Genomic DNA, 21805 nt, shown 5'->3' on the forward strand with positions numbered 1-21805 from the left:
CCGGGTGATGGTCAGCATATTCAGCCGCCAGACGCCCGTGGAGCTGAACTTCTTCCAGGTGGAGAAGGCATAAGGAGAAGAAAATGGCCAAGAAAGACATCATTGCCCAGGTGAAGCTGCAGATCCCGGCGGGAAAGGCGAACCCGGCCCCCCCGGTCGGGCCGGCCCTGGGGCCGCACGGCGTCAACATCATGGACTTCTGCAAGCTCTTCAACGACCAGACCAAGGCCCTCGGGGACACCATCGTCCCGGTGGTCCTCACCATCTATGCGGACCGGACCTTCACCTTCATTACCAAGACGCCCCCGGCCTCCGAGCTCATCAAGAAGGCCGCCGGCATCGTGAAGGGCTCCAGCGTTCCGAACAAGGAGCTCGTCGGCAAGCTCTCGGAGGAGCAGGTGCGCTCCATAGCGGAGACCAAGCTGCCGGACCTCAACACCGGGGACCTGGAGGCGGCCATGAGCATGGTGCGGGGAACGGCCCGGAGCATGGGCGTGGAGACGACTTCGTAGCGGCGGTCTCCGGGAGAGAGAGAACGCCCGCAGCGGATAAAAAGAGAGCGAGAAGGGGCTGAGATGGGGAAGAACCTTGTAGCGGCGGAAGAGAAGATAGCCTCCTCGAAGGAGTACCCCCTGGAGGAGGCGGTGGAGCTGGTGAAGGGGACGTCCTTCGCCAGGTTCGACGAGACCGTGGAGCTTCACGTGAACCTGGGGGTGGACCCCCGGAAGTCCGACCAGATGGTGCGGGGCACGGTGCTCCTGCCCCACGGGACGGGCAAGCCCGTGCGGGTGCTGGTCTTCGCCAAGGGGGAGAAGGAGAAGGAGGGCCAGGAGGCCGGAGCCGACCACGTGGGCGGCGAGGACCTGGTGGAGAGGATAAAGGGCGGATGGCTTGAGTTCGACAAGGCCGTGGCCACCCCCGACATGATGGGCACCGTGGGCAAGATAGGCAAGATACTGGGCCCCCGGGGGCTGATGCCCAACCCCAAGCTGGGCACCGTGACCTTCGACGTGGCCAAGGCCGTCAAGGAGCTGAAGGCCGGCAAGGTGGAGTACAAGGTGGACAAGGGCGGCATCGTGCACATGCCGGTGGGCCGGATTTCCTTCTCCCGGGAGGCCCTGGTGGAAAACGCCCAGACGGCGCTGAGCTCCATCGTGAGGGCCAAGCCGGCCTCGAGCAAGGGGAAATACATCAAGAAAGCGACCATCGCCAGCACCATGGGCCCCGGGGTGCAGGTGGACGCCTCGCGGCTTCAGGCCAAGTAGAGACGACCGTGCACCCTCTGGGCATCACGAACCTAGCGCAGCCGGGGCGGGCCCTGCCCGCCCGCAATACGGTCAGAGACGGTAGGCGAGCACTCTTAATAGTCCCCGCCCGGCGGGGGCTGCCTACTCAGACGCTTTCCCGCGTCTCTGGGAAAGGAGGGAGGAACTGAAAAGCAAAGCGGAAAAAGAGCAGCTGGTGGAGGCCCTGAAGGAGAAGTTCGCCCGGGCCGCCGGGGTGGTGCTCACCGAGTACAAGGGCCTGACGGTGGAGCAGATGACCGACCTCAGGGGCGCCCTGAGGGAGGCCGACGTGGAGTACCGCGTGGTCAAGAACACGCTGGCCCGCATCGCCTCGGACGGCACCTCGCTGGAGCACGTCAGGGAGAACTTCACCGGGCCGGTGGGCGTGGCCCTCACCTACGGGGACGTGGCCCTGATGACCAAGAGCGTGCTGGAGTACGCCAAGAAGAACGGCACCTTCAAGGTCACCTGCGGCGTCATCGAGGGCAGGCCCGTCAGCGAGGCCGAGCTCCAGCAGATTGCCGCGCTGCCGCCCCGGGAGGTTCTCCTGGGGGTGATGGCCGGCACGTTCCAGGCCCCCGCGGCCAAACTGGCGCGGCTTCTCGAGGCCACGGTGGTGCGGCTGGGGTATGCGCTCGGCGCTTTGAAGGAACAGAAATCCGCCGGTTAGCCCGGCCCTGAGGATACGAAAAGGAGGCATGCACAATGGCTGTTACCAAGGATGAGGTCTTCGAGTTCATAGACAAGATGACCATCGTGGAGATGTCGGATTTCATCAAGGAGTTCGAGGAGCGCTACGGCGTCACGGCGGCCGCGCCGGTGCCGGTGGCCGCGGGGGCGCCCGCGGGGGCCGAGGCCCCGGCGGCGGAGGAGAAGACCAGCTTCGACGTGGTCCTCTCGGCCGCCGGCGACAAGAAGATACAGGTCATCAAGGTGGTCCGCGAGATCACCGGCTTGGGGCTCAAGGAGGCCAAGGAGCTCGTGGACGGCGCTCCCAAGCCCGTCAAGACGGGCGTCGGCAAGGAAGAGGCCGACGAGATCAAGGCAAAGCTCGACGAGCAGGGGGCGACGGTGGAGGTGAAGTAGACCGCCTCCGCCCCCTCCGTCTGCATCAGCACACTTCAGTTTCGGAGAAGGAGTTTTAATGGCAAAGGCTTTACGAGAAAGGCTGGATTTCGGCAAGGTGCGGTCCATACTGGACGTGCCGAACCTGATAGACCTGCAGGTCAGCTCGTTCGAGAGCTTCCTGCAGATGAAGGTGCCGCCGGAGAAGAGGAGGGACGGGGGCCTGCAGGCCGCCTTCCTGAGCGTGTTCCCCATCTCGGACTACAACGAGACGGCCTCCATCGAGTTCATGGAGTACGCCGTGGGGGAGCCGAAATTCGCCATAGAGGAATGCATGCACAAGGGGCTGACGTACGCCGCGCCCCTGAGAATCCGGGTGAAGCTAAACCTCTGGGAGCGGAGCGACGGGACGAAGAAGCTCAAGGAGTCCAAGGAGCAGGAGGTCTACATCGGGGAAATGCCCCTGATGAGCGAGACCGGCACCTTCATCGTCAACGGCACCGAGCGGGTCATCGTCAGCCAGCTGCACCGCTCCCCCGGGGTGTTCTTCAGCCACGACAAGGGCAAGAGCCACACCAGCGGGCGGCTCCTTTACTCCGCCCGGGTCATCCCGGCGCGGGGCTCCTGGCTGGATTTCGAGTTCGACTCCAAGGACATCCTCTACGTGCGGATAGACCGGAGGAAGAAGCTCCCGGCCACCATCGTCCTGAAGGCCCTGGGCTACAGCAACGAGGACCTTCTGAGGACGTTCTACCCGGTGGAGACCGTCCGGATACACAAGGACCGGTTCACGCGGCCGGTGAGCAAGATACTGGTGGGCACCCGCTCGGCCGACGCCATCGAGCTGCCCGGGGGCGGGGAGGCGGTGGTCAAGCCCGGCGGCAAGATCACCCGGGGCGCCATCAAGAAGCTCGAGCAGGCCGGGATCGCGGAGATACCCGTGCGGCGGGAGGAAATCGTCGGGCGCATCACCCTCCGGGACGTCATCGACCCGGAGACGGGGGAGGTCGTCGTGGAGAGCAACGAGCCCCTGAGCGAGGAGGTCCTGGAGCGGGTCATCTCCCTGGGCATCTCGGAGCTGGAGCTTCTCTACATAGACAATACCAACTACCTGCCCTCCCTCAGGGACACCCTCCTGACGGACAAGGTCACCACCCAGGACCAGGCCCTGGTGGAGATATACAAGAAGCTCCGTCCCGGCGAGCCCCCCACCATGAGCGCGGCCCGGGACCTGTTCGACGGGCTGTTTTTCGACCCCAAGCGCTACGACCTCTCCCCGGTGGGACGGCTCAAGATCAACAAGCGCCTGGACATCGACGTGCCCCTGGAGACCAAGGTCCTGACGGACCGGGACATCGTCGAGATAGTGCGGGCCCTCCTTGAGCTCAGAACGGGGCGGGGCGAGGTGGACGACATCGACCATCTGGGCAACCGAAGGGTGCGCGCGGTGGGCGAGCTCCTGGAGAACCAGTTCCGCATCGGGCTGGTCAGGATGGAGCGGGCCATCAAGGAGAAGATGACCCTTACCGAGCTGGAGGAGGCCATGCCCCACGACCTGGTCAACGCCAAACCCGTCATCGCCTCGGTGAAGGAGTTCTTCGGCTCCAGCCAGTTGAGCCAGTTCATGGACCAGACGAACCCGCTTTCGGAAATCACGCACAAGCGGCGCCTCTCGGCCCTGGGCCCGGGGGGGCTGACCCGCGAGAGGGCGGGCTTCGAGGTCCGGGACGTCCATCCCACCCATTACGGCAGGATATGCCCGGTGGAGACCCCGGAGGGGCCCAACATCGGCCTCATCACCTCGCTGGCCTCCTACGCGCGGGTCAATGAATACGGGTTCATCGAGGTGCCCTACAAGAAAGTGCGGGACGGCAAGGTCACCGACCGGGTCGACTACTTCTCGGCCATCGAGGGCGAGAAGTTCATCATCGCCGAGGCCACCAGCCCCGTGGACGGCAGCGGACGCCTGGTGGGCGACACCATCTCGGCCCGGGTGGGAGGGGACTTCCGCATCGTTACCCCGGAGGAGGTCCAGTACATGGACGTCTCGCCGAAGCAGATCGTGGGCGTTTCGGCGGCCCTCATCCCCTTCCTTGAAAACGACGACGCCAACCGCGCCCTCATGGGCTCCAACATGCAGCGCCAGGCGGTCCCGCTCCTGAGGAGCGAGGCCCCCGTGGTGGGCACCGGCATGGAGCACGCGGCGGCCAGGGACTCCGGGGCCATCGTGCTGGCGCGAAACGCCGGGACGGTCACCTCGGTGGACGCCAAGCGCATCGTGGTCAGCACGAAGGACGGCGGCGTGGACATCTACAACCTCATCAAGTACCGCCGCTCCAACCAGGCCACCAACATCAACCAGAAGCCCGTGGTGGGCGCGGGCGACAGGGTGCAGAAGGGAGACCTCCTGGCCGACAGCTCCTCCACCGACAGGGGCGAGCTGGCCCTGGGCAAGGACGTCCTGGTGGCCTTCATGCCCTGGGGCGGGTACAACTTCGAGGACGCCATCCTCCTGAGCGAAAGGCTGGTCAAGGACGACGTCTTCACCTCCATACACATCGAGGACTTCGAGATGGAGGCCCGCGAGACGAAGCTCGGTCCCGAGGAGATTACCCGCGACATCCCCAACGTGGGCGAGGAGGCCCTGGGCGACCTGGACGAAAGCGGCATCATCCGCACCGGGGCCAAGGTCAAGCCCGGCGACATCCTGGTGGGCAAGGTCACCCCCAAGGGGGAGACCCAGCTGACGCCGGAGGAGAAGCTGCTGCGCGCCATCTTCGGCGAGAAGGCCGAGGAGGTTAAGGAGAGCTGCCTGTACGTGCCCCCCGGCGTGGAGGGGACGGTCATAGACACCCGCATCCTGAGCAGGAAGGGCGTGAAGAAGGACGCCCGGGCAAAGCAGATAGAGGAGGCCGAGATACAGCGGCTTCAGCGGGACCTGGAGGAAGAGGTCCGGCTCATCCGGGAGGACAAGAACAGGCGGCTCCGCCAGCTCCTCGTGGGGCAGAGCCTGGCCGAGGACTTCTCGCCTCCCCGGAGCAAGGCGGTCCTCATCCCCAAGGGCAAGAAGATAACCGAGAAACTCCTGGAGGAGGTCAAGGACGAGCACCTCACCAAGCTCAAGGTCCAGAACACCGACGTGCTGGACAGGATGCTGGAGGTCAACACCGAGGGCGCCCAGTACGTGCGGCAGCTGGAGAAGCGCTATGACGAGAAGATAGAGAACGTCAAGAAGGGCGACGACCTGCCCCCCGGCGTGAACAAGTCGGTGAAGGTCTTCATCGCCATGAAGCGGCGCATCCAGCCCGGGGACAAGATGGCCGGACGGCACGGCAACAAGGGCGTGGTCTCCGTGGTGCTCCCGGCCGAGGACATGCCCTATTTGCCCGACGGCACCCCGGTGGACATCTGTCTGAACCCCCTGGGGGTGCCCTCCCGCATGAACGTGGGGCAGATACTGGAGACCCACCTGGGATGGGCCGCCAAGAACCTGGGGCTGTACACGGCGACCCCGGTCTTCGAGGGGGCCCGGGAGCCGGACATCAAGGACCTCCTGAAGAAGGCCGGGCTTCCCCTGAACGGGCAGCCCGTCCTGTACGACGGCAAGACCGGCGAGCCTTTCCGCAGGCCGGTCACCGTGGGCTACATGTACATGATGAAGCTGCACCACCTGGTGGACGACAAGATTCACGCGCGCTCCATCGGTCCGTACTCCCTGGTCACCCAGCAGCCCCTGGGCGGAAAGGCCCAGTTCGGCGGCCAGAGGCTCGGGGAGATGGAGGTCTGGGCGCTGGAGGCCTACGGGGCGTCGCACACCCTGCAGGAGTTCCTCACCGTCAAGAGCGACGACATCAGCGGCCGGGCCAAGACCTACGAGGCCATCGTCAAGGGAGAGCCGGGCTTCGAGCCGGGCGTCCCCGAGTCGTTCCACGTCCTCATCAAGGAGCTGCAGAGCCTTGGCCTTGACGTGGAGCTTCTCGAGAAAAAGCAAAAGGGAGAGTGAGCACCTAGACCGAAGAAATCACGACTCTGTTTCAGAGACCGAAGACACCCACGGACTTCGAGGCCATCCGCATCAAGCTGGCCTCGCCGGAGAAAATCCGGGAATGGTCCTTCGGAGAGGTCAAGAAACCCGAAACCATAAATTACCGCACCTTCAAGCCCGAGCGGGACGGCCTGTTCTGCGCGAAGATATTCGGGCCCATCAAGGACTGGGAGTGCATCTGCGGCAAGTACAAGCGCATGAAGCACCGCGGCGTGGTCTGCGACAAGTGCGGCGTGGAGGTCATCCAGTCCAAGGTCCGCAGGCAGAGGCTGGGGCATATCGAGCTGGCCACCCCGGTGGCCCACATCTGGTTTCTGAAGGGGGTGCCCTCGCGCATCGGCACGCTCCTGGACATGACCATGCGGCAGCTGGAGAAGGTCCTGTACTTCGAGGGCTACGTGGTCGTGGACCCGGGGGACACGCCCCTCAAGGCGAAGGACATCCTGACCGAGGACGAGTACAAGAAGAACGTCTCGGAGTTCGGGAGCCGCTTCAAGGCGGGCATGGGGGCGGAGGCCATCCGGGAGCTTCTCAGGCAGGTGGACCTGGAGGTTCTGAGCGCCGAGCTCAAGGCGAACATCGCGGAGGCGCAGTCCATCGGCGTCAAGAGGAAGCTCACCAAGCGCCTGCGCGTGGTGGAGGCCTTCCGCGTCTCGGGCAACGAGCCCGAGTGGATGGTCATGGACGTCGTCCCGGTCCTGCCGCCGGACCTCAGGCCCCTGGTCCCCCTGGAGGGCGGACGGTTCGCCTCCAGCGACCTGAACGACCTGTACCGGAGGGTCATCAACCGCAACAACAGGCTCAAGAGGCTCATGGACCTCAAGGCCCCCTCCGTCATCATCAAGAACGAGAAGAGGATGCTCCAGGAGTCCGTGGACGCCCTGTTCGACAACGGCCGGCGGAGCCGCGTGCTGAAGGCCGCCACGAAGCGCCCCCTGAAGTCCCTGTCCGACATGATCAAGGGCAAGCAGGGACGCTTCCGCCAGAACCTCCTGGGCAAGAGGGTGGACTACTCGGGCCGCTCCGTCATCGTGGTGGGCCCGGAACTCAGCCTGCACCAGTGCGGCCTGCCCAAGAAGATGGCCCTGGAGCTCTTCAAGCCCTTCATCTTCCACAGGCTCGAGGAGAAGGGCTACGCCACCACGGTCAAGCAGGCCAAGAAGCTCGTGGAGCTGGAGCGCTCGGAGGTGTGGGACCTCCTGGAGGAGGTCATCGCCGAGCACCCGGTGCTTCTGAACCGGGCGCCGACCTTGCACCGGCTGGGCATCCAGGCCTTCGACCCCGTGCTGGTGGAGGGCAAGGCCATCAAGCTGCACCCGCTGGTCTGCACCGCCTTCAACGCGGACTTCGACGGCGACCAGATGGCCGTGCACGTGCCCCTGTCCATAGAGGCGCAGGTGGAGGCGCGCGCCCTCATGATGTCGGTGAACAACCTCCTGTCCCCGGCCAACGGGCGGCCCATCGTCGCGCCGTCGCAGGACATGGTCCTGGGCAGCTACTACAGGACCAAGGAGCGGGCCAGGGCCAGGGGCGAGGGCAAGACGTTCAGCTCGCCCGAGGAGGTCATACGCGCCTATGACGCCCGGGTGCTGGAGGAGCACGCCAGGATAAAGGCCCGGGTGGACGGCTCCCTGGAGGACACCACCTGCGGGCGGATACTCTTCAGGCAGATAGTGCCCGAGGAGGTGCCCTTCGCGATGATCAACAAGGAGATGACCAAGAAGGAGCTTGCCAAGGTCATCGACTACTCCTTCAAGAAGGCCGGCCGGAGAAAGACCGTCGTGTTCCTGGACAACCTGGAGAAGATGGGCTTCGAGGCCGCAACCGCTTCGGGGGTTTCCATCTGCATGACCGACATGCACATTCCCTCGACCAAGGGCGAGATCATCACCCGGGCGGAGCAGGAGATTCTGGAAATACAGCGGCAGTACTCCGAGGGCCTCATCACCAACGGCGAGCGGTACAACAAGGCCATCGACATCTGGGCCAACGTCACCGAGAAGGTGGCCGACGAGATGATGAAGGAGCTGGGTGCGGAGGAGGAGAACGGACAGGCTCTCTCCGCGGAGGAGCTGCAGGAGCGGCGCTCCTTCAACAGCATCTTCATGATGGCGGACTCCGGTGCGCGGGGCTCGGCCGCCCAGCTCAGGCAGCTGGCCGGCATGCGCGGCCTCATGGCCAAGCCCTCCGGGGAGATCATCGAGACCCCCATCACGGCGAACTTCCGCGAGGGCCTCTCCCCGCTTCAGTACTTCATCTCGACGCACGGCGCCCGCAAGGGCCTGGCCGACACGGCCCTGAAGACGGCCAACTCCGGATACCTCACGCGCCGCCTGGTGGACGTGGCCCAGGACGTCATCGTCACCGAGGAGGACTGCCGGGTGGCCGACGGCATTGTCGTCGGCGCCCTGGTGGAAGGCGGCGAGGTCATCCAGAGCCTGGAGGAGCGGCTCGTGGGGCGCTACGCGGTGGAGGAGATCAAGGACCCCATCACCAAGGAGCGCATCGTCGGCAAGGACGACCTCATCGACGAGGAGTTGGCCAAGGCCGTGGTGGACGCGGGCATCGACAGCGTGAAGATCCGCTCGGTGCTGACCTGCCGTTCCTCCTTCGGCATATGCGCCAAGTGCTACGGGCGCGACCTCGCCCGGGGCGAGCCGGTGGAAAACGGCGAGGCCGTGGGCATCATCGCCGCCCAGTCCATCGGCGAGCCGGGCACGCAGCTGACCATGAGGACCTTCCACATCGGCGGGACGGCCTCCCGGGTCGTGGAGCAGACCGTCCTGGAGGTGAAGAACTCCGGCACCCTCAAGTACGTCGAGCTCAACACGGTCATCAACCGCGAGGGCCTGCCGGTGGTGATGAACCGCCACGGCAGCGTGGCCGTCGTGGACGCCAAGGGCCGCGAGAAGGAGAAGTACTCCGTGGTCTACGGGGCGAAGCTCCTGGTCAAGGACGGCGAGAAGGTGGAGCCCGGACAGCGCATCGTGGAGTGGGACCCCTACTCCAGCCCCATCCTCACCGAGGTGGGCGGCCGGGTGGCCCTGGGCGACATCGCCGAGGGGCTGACCGTCAAGGAAGAGGTCGACGAGACCACGGGCCTGGCCCACAAGGTCATCATCGACTATCCGGCCAACATGAGGCCCCGCATCTCCATTAAGGACGAGCAGGGGCGGGCCACCGTGAAGCTGTCCTCCGGCGCCCAGGCGCGCTACCTGCTGCCCGCCGGGGCGCACGTCCTGGTGGACAGGGGGGACCTGGTGGCCCCGGGCGACGTGCTGGCCAAGATACCGCGGGAGACCACCAAGACCAAGGACATCACCGGCGGCCTTCCCCGGGTGGCCGAGCTGTTCGAGGCCCGGCGGCCCAAGGAGCACGCCATCGTCTCCGAGATAGACGGGATGGTCAGGTTCAAGGGCATGCACAAGGGCATGCGGGTCATCAGCGTGGAGGGAGGCACCGAGGTCCGGGAGTACCACATTCCCAAGGGCAAGCACGTCAGCGTGCACGAGGGGGACTGGGTGAAGGCCGGCGAGGCCCTCATGGACGGCTCCGTCAACCCCCACAACATCCTGGACATCCTGGGGCCCAACGAGCTGCAGCGCTACCTGGTGGACGAGGTCCAGAAGGTCTACCGCCTCCAGGGCGTCTCCATAAACGACAAGCACATCGAGGTCATCGTGCGCCAGATGATGAAGAAGGTCCGCGTCGAGGACCCCGGCGACACGAAATTCCTCATCGGCGACCAGCTGGACAGGTTCGCCTTCCAGGACGAGAACGAGCGGGTGAAGGCCGAGGGCGGAAAGCCCGCCCAGGGAAGGCCCCTTCTGCTGGGCATAACGAAGGCCTCCCTCACCACGGAGAGCTTCGTCTCGGCCGCCTCCTTCCAGGAGACCACCCGGGTGCTCACCGAGGCCGCCATCAACGGCCAGGTGGACGACCTCCGGGGCCTGAAGGAAAACGTCATCATGGGCCGGATAACCCCCGCGGGAACGGGCATGGCGCGGTACCGCAACACCTACGTCAAGCGGGAATTCCTGCCCCTGGAGACCGTGCCGGAGCTGGAAGGCGCCCAGCCCGAGGAAACGCAGGAGGAAGTAACGGGCTGACTTTTCCGGAGGCGGCGCGCAGGTACGGACGGACGCGGGGAGACCGGGGGCGAGCGGCCCGGTCTCCCCGCCTTTTTTCATGGGGAACACGCGGGCAATGAGGTTCATCGCGGATGCCATGCTCGGGCGGCTGGCCCGGTGGCTGAGGATACTGGGGTTTGACACGCTCTACGACCCGGACATCGAGGACAGAGACCTGCTCAAGCGGGCCCGGGAGGAAGACCGGGTTGTGCTGACCCGGGATACGCGCATCTCCCGGAAGGGCCTTCCGGGGGTCGTCCTGGTCCGCTCGGACCACCTGGAGGAGCAGCTGGCCCAGGTGCTCCTTGACTGCGGCCTCGAGCCCGGCGGCGAGCCCCGCTGCGCCAACTGTAACGGGGACCTCCTTGCGGTCGCGGAGAAGGAGGACATCCGGGACGCCGTGCCGGAGTACGTCTATCTTTCCCACGCCGCCTTCCGGCGGTGCTCCCGCTGCGGCAACGTCTACTGGGAGGGCTCGCAGTACCGGAGGCTCAGGGAGAAGCTCTCCAGGATGGCCCCGGGAGGCGGGAAGTGAAGAAGAGCCCCCGCAGGCAGCTTGCCCTGTCTTTCCTTCTCATTTTCGGCGTCATCGCGGCGGGAACCCTGGGCTACTGGGCGCTGGAGAACTGGAGCTTCCTCGATTCCCTCTACATGACGGTCATCACCATCACCACCATCGGCTTCAAGGAAGTCCACGACATGAGCGGCCCGGGGCGCTTCTTTACCATCTTTCTCATATTCTCCAGCGTGGGCGCCGTCTTTTATTCCCTGAACAACGCCGCCCGCATACTCCTTGAAGGAGAACTCAAAGACGTATTCGGGAGGAGAAAATTGCAATCCACCATCAAGAGCCTGAGGGGTCACTACATCATCTGCGGCTACGGGAGAATGGGCAGAGTCATCTGCAAGGAGTTCGCCGCCATGGGGGCCGATTTCCTGGTCGTCGAGAAAGCTCCGGAACTGGAGCTCACGCTTCAGCGGGACCTGCTGCTTTTGCAGGGGGACGCCACGCGGGACGAGGTCCTCCGGGAGGCGGGCATCGAGCGGGCCCAGGGGCTGGTCACGGTGCTTCCCACGGACGCCGAGAACCTCTACGTGGTCCTCTCGGCCCGGGGCATCAACCCCGGGCTGACCATTGTCACCCGGGCCGTGGAGGAGGGCTCCGAGCAGAAGCTCCTGAGGGCCGGGGCCAACCGGGTGGTCTCCCCCTACCACATCGGAGGCCTGAGAATCGCCCACTCGGTGCTCCGGCCCGCCGTGGCGGACTTCATCGAGTTTACCACCCGCTCGGGGAACATCGACCTCCAGATGCAGGAGGTTCCCGTCCTGGAGGGCTCCTCCGTGGCCGGGCGCACCCTGAGCGAAAGCGGCATCGGGCGGGACCTGGGCATCATCATCGTTGCCGTCAGGAAGCCCGACGGCACCATGAAGGTCAACCCCACCCACCGCCATGCCATCAGCCCGGGGGAAACCCTGGTGGTCATCGGCGAGCCCGAGAAACTGAAGCTCCTGGAGGAGATGTCCGGGGGGCAACGGCCCCCGCGATAGGAGGGAGACGGCCTCTCCTTATGGTGGGAAAAGGGGTCCGTGACCCCTGGCGATAAAGAACGATGGCCTCTCCTTAAGGCAGGAGAAAAGGGTCTGGACCCCCCCGGCGATAAGGGGACCAGACCCTATTTTTCACCATCAAAGAGAGGCTGTTCCTATAAGGGGATCCATGACCCCTGCGATTAGGCCGACTCTCCTTATTATGGGGAAGGGGGTCTGGACCCCGTGGAGAGGAGGGCCTGGACGGCCTCGGCGGGGACCGGCTCGTTGACGCGAACCGTGCCGACCCTCACCGGGAGGATGAAGCGCATCTCTCCGGAGAGGGCTTTCTTGTCAAGGCGCATGGCCTCCAGGAGGGCCGCGGCCTCAAGCCCCTCCGGAACCTCTGCCGGAAGGCCGTAAAGCTCCACCAGGCGGCGCACTCTTTCATGGACCTTCTCGACGGCCACCTTCACCGTCTCGGCGAGCCGTGCTTCCGCGCACATGCCGATGGCCACGGCCTCCCCGTGCAGGTATGCGCCATAGCCGGTGGCCGTCTCCACGGCATGCCCTATGGTATGGCCGTAGTTCAGGATGGCCCTCAAGCCGGCCTCCCTCTCGTCGCGGGAGACCACCTCGGCTTTTATCTCGCAGGAGCGGCGGACCAGGTGCGCAAGCGCCTCGGGCTCGAGGGCGCTTACGTCCTTCTCGTGCTCCCCGAGGAACCGGAAGAAGGCCTCGTCCCGGATGACCCCGTACTTGATGACCTCGGCCATCCCGGCCCTGAACTGGCGCGGGGGAAGGCTCCGCAGGGTCTCAAGGTCCACCCAGACCAGGGAGGGCTGCCAGAAGGCGCCTATCATGTTCTTGCCGAGGGGGTGGTTGACCCCCGTCTTTCCGCCCACGGAGCTGTCCACCTGGGCCAGGAGCGTGGTGGGCACCTGGACGAACCGTATGCCCCGCATGTACAGGGCGGCGGCAAAGCCCGCCATGTCCCCTATCACCCCGCCTCCCAGGGCCACCAGGACCGAGCGGCGGTCCAGGCGGCTCCGGAGAAGCTCGGTCAGTATCTTCTCGGTCCAGAGGAGGGTCTTGTACTGCTCTCCGTCGGGCACGATGACCTCGTGGACCGCGAAGCCCGCCCGTGTGAGAGAGTCGCGCACCCTGGGGCCGTAAAGGGCATGTACGGTGGGGTTGCTTACCAGGGCCAGGCGAGGGCTGGGGCTGAGCCCGCGGACGGCGTCGCCGAGGGCATCGAGGGTGCCGGTGCCGATGGCGATATCGTAGCTCCGGTCGGCAAGCTCGACCCTCAGCCGCTCCACGCCTCAGCCCTCCGCCCGGGGGACACGCTCCAGTATCTCCCGGGCCACCTGGCGGGGGCTTTTCCCCTCGGTGTCCACCATGATGTCGGCCGCCTCGTAGAAGGGGCGGCGCTTCTCGAGAAGCTCCGTTATCCTGCCCATGGGGTCTTGCACCTGAAGGAGGGGGCGCTCGGCGTTCTTGCTCGTCCGCTTGAGGATGGTCTCGGGGGAGGCCGTCAGGCAGACGATGACGCCCCCCTCCCTGAGGGCCGCCACGTTCTCCTTCTTCATGACCGCCCCTCCGCCGGTGGAGATGATGAGTCTCCTTTCCCGTGAGAACCGCTTTATCGCCTCGGTCTCCATCTCCCGGAAGCGCGGCTCCCCGAAGCGCTCGAATATCCGGGAGATGCTCATGCCGGCGGTCCGCTCTATCTCCTTGTCTATCTCCACGCGCCCGAAGCCCGTCAGGCGCGCCAGCTCGGCGCTGACCGCCGTCTTCCCCGTGCCCATGAAGCCGGTAAGGACGATGTTTTTCACGAGCGCGCCTCCAGGGACTCCATGTAGGAGGCCAGGTTTCTGCGGGTCTCCTCCAGGCTGTCCCCGCCGAGCTTCTCGAGGAAGGCGTCGGCCAGCGTCAGGGCCGCCATGGCCTCCCCTATGACCGAGGCGGCGGGGACGGCGCAGACGTCGGAGCGCTCGTAGGCGGCCTCCACGGGCTCGCCCGTCTTGAGGTCCACGGAGCGGAGGGGACGCCTGAGGGTGGGGATGGGCTTCATGGCGGCCCGCATGAGAAGGGGCATGCCGTTGGTGATGCCCCCTTCGATGCCTCCGGCGTTGTTCGACCCCCTGGCGGGAAGAGGCTGGCCTTCCTTCGGGGGAAGTATCTCGTCCATGGCCTCCGAGCCCTTCCGCCGGGCGGCCTCGAAGCCCAGGCCCGCCTCCACGCCCTTAATGGCCTGTATGGACATGAGGGCCTGCGCGAGCCGGCCGTCCAGCCTCCGGTCCCAGTGCACATGGCTCCCCAGCCCCGGCGGCAGGCCCAGGGCAAAGACCTCGAAGACGCCCCCCAGAGAATCGCCCTCCTTCGCGGCCGCGTCGATGGCGGCCACCATCCGCTTGCCCGCCTTCGGGTCGGGGCAGCGGACCGGGGAGACCTCGGCCTTCTCATGCAGGGCCAGGCACTCCTCGGGCACCTCCCGGGGCGGGCTCCAGGCCACGGGGCCTATGGAGAGGACGTAGCTTCCCACGGCCGCGCCCAGCTCCCAGAGGAGGCGCTTGGCCACCGCTCCCAGGGCCACGCGCATGGCGGTCTCCCGCGCGCTTGAGCGCTCAAGCACGTTTCTGATGTCGCGATGCCCGTACTTGAGGGCCCCCGCCAGGTCGGCGTGGCCGGGCCGGGGGCGGGTGACCGGGGCGATGGAGCCCGCGTGCTCCGCCTCCGGGGACATCGCCTCCCGCCAGTTGGCCCAGTCGCGGTTTTCGATGAGCAAGGCGATGGGGCTTCCCAGGGTCCGGCCCCAGCGCACCCCGGAGAGGATGCGGGCCGTGTCGGACTCTATCTTCATGCGGCCTCCGCGCCCGTGGCCCCCCTGCCGACGCCCGAGCTCCCGGTCGATATGCTCCCGGGCAAGCTCAAGCCCCGCCGGAACGCCTTCGAGCACGCCCACCAGGGCCTGGCCGTGGGACTCTCCGGAAGTCAGAAACCGCAGCCGCACGCACGTTCTCCCTTCGGGTTTTCCGTCATTATATTGACCGGGGCTTTCCCCGGTCAACAGGGCCGGGGACGGACAGCCTGTCGCCCGGGCAGCCTATTGCCTGAGTTGCCCGCTTCCCAGGACGATGAACTTCTGACAGGTCAGCTCCTCCAGCCCCATGGGGCCCCGCGCGTGTATCTTGTCCGTGGCTATGCCGATTTCGGCCCCCAGGCCGTACTGGAAGCCGTCGCTGAAGCGGGTGGAGGCGTTGACCATCACCGATGAGGAATCCACCTCACGGAGAAACCGCATGGCCCGGGAGTAGTTCTCCGTGACGATGCTCTCCGTGTGGGCGGAGCCGTAGCGGGCGACGTGCTCCATGGCCTCCTTCATGTCCGCGACCACCCTGACGTTGAGGACGAGGTCCAGGTACTCCCTGGCGTAGTCCTCCTCGGAGACCTCTTTTGCCCCGGCGTAAAGGGCGCGGGTCCTGGGGCATCCCCTGAGCTCCACGCCCGCCTCGGAGAGGCGCTTCAGAGCACGGGGCAGGAACGCTTGGGCCACGGGCTCGTCCACCAGCATGGTCTCCATGGCGTTACAGGTCCCGGGGCGCTGGCACTTGGCGTTTACGCATATATCCTCGGCCATGGCCAGGTCGGCGTCCCGGTCGACGAAGACGTGGCAGACGCCCTTGTAGTGCTTGAGGACCGGGATGCGGGAGTTCTCCGTCACGGCCCGGATGAGGCCTTCCCCGCCCCGGGGGATGACGAGGTCCACAAGGCCCTCGAGCTTGAGCATCTCCATCACGGCCTGTCTCTCCGGGGTGTCCAGGAAGGTGACGACGCCCTCGGGGAGGCCTGCCCCGGCCACGGCCCGGCGCAGGATGTCCGCGATGGCCCGGTTGGAGTTCAACGCCTCGGAGCCGCCCCTCAGAAGGACCGCGTTTCCGGACTTCAAGCAAAGGGCCGTGGCATCGGCGGTCACGTTGGGACGGGACTCATAGATGATGCCTATCACGCCGATGGGTACACGCATCCTGCCCACCTTCATCCCGTTGGGCCGGTCCCACATCCGGGTTATCTCCCCCACGGGGTCGGGGAGCTGGACCACCTCTTCCAGGCCCTGGGCCATCTCCTCGATGCGCTTTCCGGTAAGGGTGAGCCTGTCGATGAGGGCGGCCGAGAGGCCCTTCTCGCGGCCCGCCGCGAGGTCCTTCTCGTTTTCCTTCGCAAGGACGTCCGCCCTGGCGCGCACCTCCCGGGCCATCTCAAGGAGGGCGTCATTCTTCACCCGTGTCGAGGCCCGCCCCAGGGCCCGGGCCGCTTCCCTGGCCTCCTCTGCGCGCTCCTTGACGAAGCTCTGTATATCCATCACGGCCTCCTCGGGTTTCGCAGAATTTTCACTAACCACTAACCAGTTAGTTCACCAACCAGCCAGTTCTAACTGGTTGGTTTCATGCACGGCGGTGAAGCCCCGAAAGCGCTTGTTTCAAAGCCGTTTACCGGCATGGTCATGTCGGCCTTTTGACGCGCGGGTAATATTATACGCGAAAAAGCCCCCGTCTATCCCGGGGCGTCCCGCGCCTCTCTGAAACCCTTTTCCCTCAGGCGGCAGCTTTCGCACCTGCCGCAGGGGGCGCCGTCGGGCCCGGGGTCGTAGCAGCTCCAGGTGAGGGCATAGTCCACACCCAGCTCCCGCCCCTTCCTGATGATGTCGGCCTTGCTCATGTCGATGAGGGGGGCGTGGATGCGAAACCGCATGCGGCCTTCCACTGAGGCCCGGGTGGCCAGGTTGGCCATGGCCTCGAAGGCCCGCAGGTACTCTGGGCGGCAGTCCGGGTAGCCGCTGTAGTCAACCGCGTTGGCCCCTATGAAGATGTCCTCCGCCTGAAGGACCTCGGCCCACCCCAGGGCAAAGGAAAGGAATATGGTGTTTCTTGCCGGCACGTAGGTGACGGGAATCTCCCCCTCGCCGTGGGCGGGGGGCGCTCCGGGAGCGGCCTTCGGGACCTCCAGGTCCGCCGTAAGGGCGGACCCGCCGATTCCCCGGAGGTCGATGGATAGGACAAGGTGCTGCTCCACCCCCATGCTGGCGGCGACGGCGCGGGCGGCCTCCAGCTCCCGGCGGTGGCGCTGCCCGTAGGCGAAGCTCAGGGCATAGGGGCGGTAGCCCCGGGCCCTGGCGATGGCCAGGGTCGTGGTGGAATCCACCCCGCCGCTCAGGAGCACGACGGCTTTTCTCCCGTCAGGGCCGGTCATCTACTTATTATATTACGCCGGATAAAAAACCGACTGTTTATGAAAGGCAGGGGCAAGGGAGAGCCGGACGGCCCTTCAGGGCAGGTCGTCGGCGGTTCCGGGCTTTCCGTCGGGGCCGGCGCTCTTGATGACAAAGCCCCGGCCCTCCCGCGCATAAAGGACGGGGGTGCCCCAGGGGTCGGTGGCCTTCAGGGAGGGGGGATAGGTCCCGGTCCGGACCTTGCTCGTCTCCGCGGTCAGCCTGAGCGCGTATAATTGCTGTCCGGCCTCGTGCAGGCGGAGGTCCGACGGATAGCGGAGGAAAACAAGGACCGAGACCGCCAGAGCCGCCATGGTGAGGACCATGAGGAAGAAGGCGAGGCCCGGGATGCGCCGCACCCGGCGCGGCGGGGCTGCGAACATCTGTGTGGTTTCGTCGAGAATCTTTTTCTTGACGACCTTCTTGTCCATGAGGCCCAGCAGGAGGACGGAGACCTGGAAGCTGTCCACGCCGCTCAGCTCGGCCACCGCGGCCACGTCGTTCTCTCCGTCCACGTAGGCCAGGACCTTCTCCTCCTCGGGCGAGGGCTCGTAGGAGGCGGAGTCCCTCCGCTCGAACACGGTCTCGATATCGACCCTGCCTTTGAGCTGCGACCACTCGTCCACAAGCCGCAGGCCTTCCATGAGCACGTGCTGGGTGTCCAGGGAGACTCCTATGTCGTTGTCCATGGGAATGCTCTGGGGGACGAATTCGTACTTGCCCTCCTGCCAGGAGAAAAGCTGGGCCAGCGCCTCGTTTATCTGGAAGGTGATGACCTCCTGGACCTGCTCCGGCGTCGCGTAACCCTCGTTGACCAGGACGGCGCCGAACTTGCGGCCCTCGGACTTCTGCTTCTCCACGGCCGCCTGGAGCTGTTGGGCCGTAACGACGCCGCGCTTGACGAGGACGCGGCCCAAGCGGTTCTCGGCGTCGCGCTTCCTGGACTCGGCCCCGACGATGTTGCCCTTGTTGAAATGCAGGCGCACCTTGTCCTGCCTGCCCTGGAGGATAAGGACTCCCGTTTTCTTCTGGAAGTACAGAAGCTGAAGGATGTCGGCCAGGCTGAACTCCTTGAGAGAACCCTCTAGAGCCATCCGCGGTCGATCCTCCTGTTGACGCTGATGAAGGAGACGGCATAAAGAAGCACTGCCAGAAGGAGCGCGGGCAGGAGAAGCCACGAGTGCGAAAACCCCCCGAGCCCGGTCGCCAGGAGGGGGTCGGCGGCGAGGAAAAGCACCGGGAAGAGGAAGAGCCAGAGGAAGACTATGCCGGACATCACCCTGCCGCTGTAAAGCTGGGCGAAGCCCGGTGGGGCAAAGGAAAGAAGCCGTACCCGGTCAAGCAGCCTGTACTTGTACTCGCCGGAGCTGAGCATCATGGTAACCCGGGCGCGCGGCCCCTGTTCCTGGCCGGACTCGACTTTCTGGCACTGCCCGCATATCTGCTCCCACTGCCTTCCCCCCGCGCACCTGCGGCAGGCGATTGCGCCGCACCGGGTGCACCGGAAGGCCCGGCTTGAGCTGACCTTGTCCACCATGAGGAAGAGCACCAGAAGGACGGCCCCCGCCAGGGACGCCGGGAGGGGGCGAAGGGGGGAGAGCCGGATCATGTCCCGCCGGTCCCTCAGGGCCTTCATCCAGAGCTCCCTCGTGCTCAGGGTCTCGTCCACGACCAGCCTTTCCGGGTCCTTGCCCGCTATGGCGGTGAAGCGGGAGACGGCCGCGGCATCCAGGGTGAAGGCCTGGTCGTAGTACTTGTCCCCTTCCTCGAAGTCCAGCTGGTGGCGGTGGACCTGGCTCAGGTTGTACAGGGCCGTCACCGAGCGCCCCAGGCGAAGGGCGTTCTGGTAGGACTGCTCGGCATGGTCCATGTAGCCCGCGGCCACGTAGGCGTTGCCCAGGTTGACGTAGAGCCGCGGGTCTTCCCCTCTGTTTTCGATGAGGCCGGTGTAGATGCGTATGGAGTCCCGGGGGAGCCCTTCGCGCTTGAGGGCCAGGGCGTAGGAGAACCGGGAGGCGAAGTCCTCCTTTCCCGCCAGAGCCTCCAGGGCCGGGGAATTGTCCCTCCCCTCGTTGACGGCCACCACGGCCTGGAGCTCAGGAGAGGACGTCGACAGGAACGTGTTGCCCACCTGCACGATGAGCGGGGAGGCCATGAGCACCAGGGCAACCAGGAAGAAGGCCGTCTTGCTGGATTTCCTTGCGTACAGAGACACGAGGAAAAAACCGCCCGCCATGAAGAAGACGGGGCCCAGCAGGGCCAGCGACAGACACGCCAGGGGCAGGAGAATCTTGCCCTTCCGCTCGTTTATGTCGTGGGCCAGGAGGGGGACGTCCAGGGGAAGACGGAAAAGGAGCGCCAGAAGCAGGGCCAGAAACAGAGCGCCGCCCACGCTGGCCAGGGTAAGCCCCACCAGGCTCTCCGTCCAGTAGAAGCTCCTCGCGTAGGCCTTCAGGCCCTCGGTGGCCGCCGCCATGCTCCCGGCGAAATCCGGAAGGCGCCCCCAGGCCGCCTTGAAGTACAAGGCGGGGACGTCCGGCGAGTAGGCCAGCGCCTGCTCCAGGAGGGCCTCCCTCTTTTTGCCCTCGGCCTTCTCGGCCTGCCTGACCAGGTAGGCCGAACGGGGCTCGTCGTTGCGGAGCCCTCTCTTGAGGAGATAGTCCCTCTGCCCGGCGCCCGCGGTGGAGGTGAGAACAAGCGTGCCCAGGAGTATGAGGACGAGACTTGTCCAGCTATGCCTTCTCACCGACTCTCCGCTCGGTGCCTTTCATGAGCCGTCCGATGTTCTCCCTGTGTTTTATGAGCAGTACCGCAAAAATTATAACAGAGAGGCCGATGGCCTCTTCCGTATTCCCCGTCACAATCATGCTCACCGGGAGAAGGCCGAAGGAGACGACCGCACCGAGGGAGGAATACCGGGTGAGGGCCACCGTGGCCAGCCAGAGGCCCACGGTGATAAGCCCCGCCCAGGGTGCGTAGAGCAGCACGACCCCCAGGCTCGTGGCAACGCCCTTTCCTCCGCGAAACCCTTGAAATATCGAGAAATCATGCCCCAGAATGGCCGTGAGCCCCATCAGGCCCTCAAAGAGAGGCCCCACCCCCAGGGCCTTTCCCAGGGCCACGGCCGCCGTGCCCTTCAGCAGGTCGCCCAGAAGGGTGAAAACGGCGGCCCCCTTGCCCACGGAGCGCAGCACGTTGGTGGCCCCGATGTTGCCGCTTCCGGTCTTCCTGAGGTCCACCCCCTTTACCCGGGCCAGGATGACCCCGAAGGGTATGGAGCCCATGAGGAAGGAGAAAGCAAGGAGAAGGGCTATCTTCATCGGGCCTCCGCACCCACCGTCTTGCGCCAGAAATTGACCATGTACTGCACGCCCGAGACCACGGCCAGCACCACGGCCGCCCAGATGGCCACCACGCCCACGTCGTACAGGTCCACGCCCAGGACGGTGCGGTCCAGGATGAGGCAGAGGATGGCCACTATCTGGGCGTTGGTCTTCAGTTTTCCGCCCATCTCGGCCTTGATGACCATGTCCTTGGCAAGGGCCACCCCTCTCAGGCCGGTGACCAGAAATTCCCGGACGATGATGATGACCGCCACCAGGACCGAAAGCCGGCCCATGTCCACCAGGAGGATGAGCGCGGCGATGACCAGGAACTTGTCGGCGATGGGGTCCACGATGATGCCGAAGGTGGTGATGTCCCCGGAGCGCCGCGCCAGGTAGCCGTCGAGAAAATCCGTGAGGGAGGCCACCCCGAAGACGGCGGCCCCCAGGACGTTGTTGCCCGGCGTGACGTAGATGAACAGGGGGATGAGGACTATCCTGCTCAGGGTGAGGGCGGTGGGCAGGTTAAACTTGAGCGTACGCCTCGACGATGTCATCCCAGCGCCCTCTGGCTTTCAGCAGGAAATCGGTCACCTCCCGGACGGCTCCCCGGCCCGCCTCGCGGGTCGTGACGAGCCGGGCGTAGCGCCTGGCCTCCGGGGAGGCGTCGGCCACCGCTATGGGAAGCCCCACCCGCACCATCACCGGGACGTCCACGATGTCGTCGCCCACGTAGGCCGTCTCCCGGTCGGTCCGTCCCGCGGCCTTCAAGACCTCCCGGTAGGCCTCGAGCTTCCTGACCGCACCCTGGTGCACCATGCCGATGCCCAGTTCCCGGGCCCGGCGCTCCACCACCCGGGAGCTCCGCCCCGTGATGATGGCCACCTCTATGCCCTCGCGCTGGGCCATCTTGATGCCGTGGCCGTCCCGCACATGGAAGGACTTGTACTCGTTGCCCTCGTTGTCCAGGATGATGCTGCCGTCCGTGAGAACACCGTCCACGTCGAGAATAAGGAGCCTGGTCCTGACCGCAGCCTCCGCGGCGGAAATGCCAACCGATCCCGACAGTTGAGGGCGCGCACTGGGCGCGGGACTCGGCCCGGCACTGGTGGGCCCGCCGAAGTGTGCGCGTCTATGCCGCCGTGGTGGGGATCGTG

Annotated in this window: 18 protein-coding genes; 8 read left to right on the plus strand and 10 right to left on the minus strand. The window is 65.7% G+C overall.

Annotated features, from left to right (window positions below; genetic code table 11):
- Positions 1-83 precede the first annotated feature (83 nt).
- From rplK to P8Y39_06100, 8 genes are all read left to right on the plus strand, one after another.
- A complete protein-coding gene (gene rplK / locus P8Y39_06065; protein MEJ2191901.1) occupies positions 84-512 on the plus strand; it encodes a 50S ribosomal protein L11 in 429 nt (142 codons plus the stop codon).
- A gap of 63 nt (positions 513-575) precedes the next feature.
- Positions 576-1265, plus strand: a complete 690-nt coding sequence (rplA, locus tag P8Y39_06070) for a 50S ribosomal protein L1 (protein ID MEJ2191902.1) — start codon at positions 576-578, stop codon at positions 1263-1265.
- 166 nt (positions 1266-1431) lie between these two features.
- On the plus strand, positions 1432-1956 hold the full coding sequence (gene rplJ / locus P8Y39_06075) for a 50S ribosomal protein L10 (GenBank protein MEJ2191903.1): 525 nt from the start codon (positions 1432-1434) through the stop codon (positions 1954-1956).
- A 35-nt stretch (positions 1957-1991) separates the two neighbouring features.
- Entirely contained in the window at positions 1992-2372 is a 381-nt protein-coding gene (gene rplL / locus P8Y39_06080; GenBank protein ID MEJ2191904.1) for a 50S ribosomal protein L7/L12, read from the plus strand.
- 58 nt (positions 2373-2430) lie between these two features.
- Positions 2431-6354, plus strand: coding sequence for a DNA-directed RNA polymerase subunit beta (gene rpoB, locus P8Y39_06085; GenBank protein MEJ2191905.1), 3924 nt, complete (start codon positions 2431-2433; stop codon positions 6352-6354).
- Between the two features lie 17 nt (positions 6355-6371).
- On the plus strand, positions 6372-10505 hold the full coding sequence (rpoC, locus tag P8Y39_06090; protein ID MEJ2191906.1) for a DNA-directed RNA polymerase subunit beta': 4134 nt from the start codon (positions 6372-6374) through the stop codon (positions 10503-10505).
- A 97-nt stretch (positions 10506-10602) separates the two neighbouring features.
- Positions 10603-11061, plus strand: coding sequence for a Mut7-C RNAse domain-containing protein (locus tag P8Y39_06095; GenBank protein ID MEJ2191907.1), 459 nt, complete (start codon positions 10603-10605; stop codon positions 11059-11061).
- Positions 11058-12074 (plus strand): potassium channel protein, encoded by a 1017-nt coding sequence (locus P8Y39_06100; protein MEJ2191908.1) that lies wholly within the window; start codon positions 11058-11060, stop codon positions 12072-12074. The genes P8Y39_06095 and P8Y39_06100 overlap by 4 nt, the downstream gene beginning before the upstream one ends.
- Before the next feature lie 200 nt (positions 12075-12274).
- Here the strand turns inward: P8Y39_06100 and aroB are convergent, their stop codons facing one another.
- From aroB to P8Y39_06150, 10 genes are all read right to left on the minus strand, one after another.
- Positions 12275-13375, minus strand: a complete 1101-nt coding sequence (gene aroB, locus P8Y39_06105; protein ID MEJ2191909.1) for a 3-dehydroquinate synthase — start codon at positions 13373-13375, stop codon at positions 12275-12277.
- Between the two features lie 3 nt (positions 13376-13378).
- Positions 13379-13891: a shikimate kinase gene (locus tag P8Y39_06110; GenBank protein MEJ2191910.1), complete on the minus strand. Its 513-nt coding sequence runs from the start codon at positions 13889-13891 to the stop codon at positions 13379-13381.
- Positions 13888-15069 (minus strand): chorismate synthase, encoded by a 1182-nt coding sequence (aroC, locus tag P8Y39_06115; protein ID MEJ2191911.1) that lies wholly within the window; start codon positions 15067-15069, stop codon positions 13888-13890. The genes P8Y39_06110 and aroC overlap by 4 nt, the downstream gene beginning before the upstream one ends.
- Before the next feature lie 93 nt (positions 15070-15162).
- Positions 15163-16419, minus strand: coding sequence for a glutamate-5-semialdehyde dehydrogenase (locus P8Y39_06120; protein MEJ2191912.1), 1257 nt, complete (start codon positions 16417-16419; stop codon positions 15163-15165).
- A gap of 191 nt (positions 16420-16610) precedes the next feature.
- Positions 16611-17306, minus strand: coding sequence for a 7-cyano-7-deazaguanine synthase QueC (queC, locus tag P8Y39_06125; protein ID MEJ2191913.1), 696 nt, complete (start codon positions 17304-17306; stop codon positions 16611-16613).
- 75 nt (positions 17307-17381) lie between these two features.
- Positions 17382-18419, minus strand: coding sequence for a DUF4388 domain-containing protein (locus tag P8Y39_06130; protein MEJ2191914.1), 1038 nt, complete (start codon positions 18417-18419; stop codon positions 17382-17384).
- Positions 18410-20071, minus strand: coding sequence for a hypothetical protein (locus P8Y39_06135; GenBank protein ID MEJ2191915.1), 1662 nt, complete (start codon positions 20069-20071; stop codon positions 18410-18412). Before P8Y39_06135 ends, P8Y39_06130 begins: the two co-directional genes overlap by 10 nt.
- The gene (gene plsY / locus P8Y39_06140; GenBank protein ID MEJ2191916.1) at positions 20058-20645 is read right to left on the minus strand and encodes a glycerol-3-phosphate 1-O-acyltransferase PlsY; all 588 of its coding nucleotides are present in this window, start codon (positions 20643-20645) and stop codon (positions 20058-20060) included. Before plsY ends, P8Y39_06135 begins: the two co-directional genes overlap by 14 nt.
- On the minus strand, positions 20642-21205 hold the full coding sequence (gene pgsA / locus P8Y39_06145) for a CDP-diacylglycerol--glycerol-3-phosphate 3-phosphatidyltransferase (protein ID MEJ2191917.1): 564 nt from the start codon (positions 21203-21205) through the stop codon (positions 20642-20644). The genes plsY and pgsA overlap by 4 nt, the downstream gene beginning before the upstream one ends.
- Positions 21174-21698: an HAD-IIIA family hydrolase gene (locus P8Y39_06150; protein ID MEJ2191918.1), complete on the minus strand. Its 525-nt coding sequence runs from the start codon at positions 21696-21698 to the stop codon at positions 21174-21176. The genes pgsA and P8Y39_06150 overlap by 32 nt, the downstream gene beginning before the upstream one ends.
- Between the last annotated feature and the right edge of the window lie 107 nt (positions 21699-21805).

It is taken from the genome of Nitrospirota bacterium (assembly GCA_037386965.1).
Taxonomy (GTDB): domain Bacteria; phylum Nitrospirota; class Thermodesulfovibrionia; order Thermodesulfovibrionales; family JdFR-86; genus JARRLN01.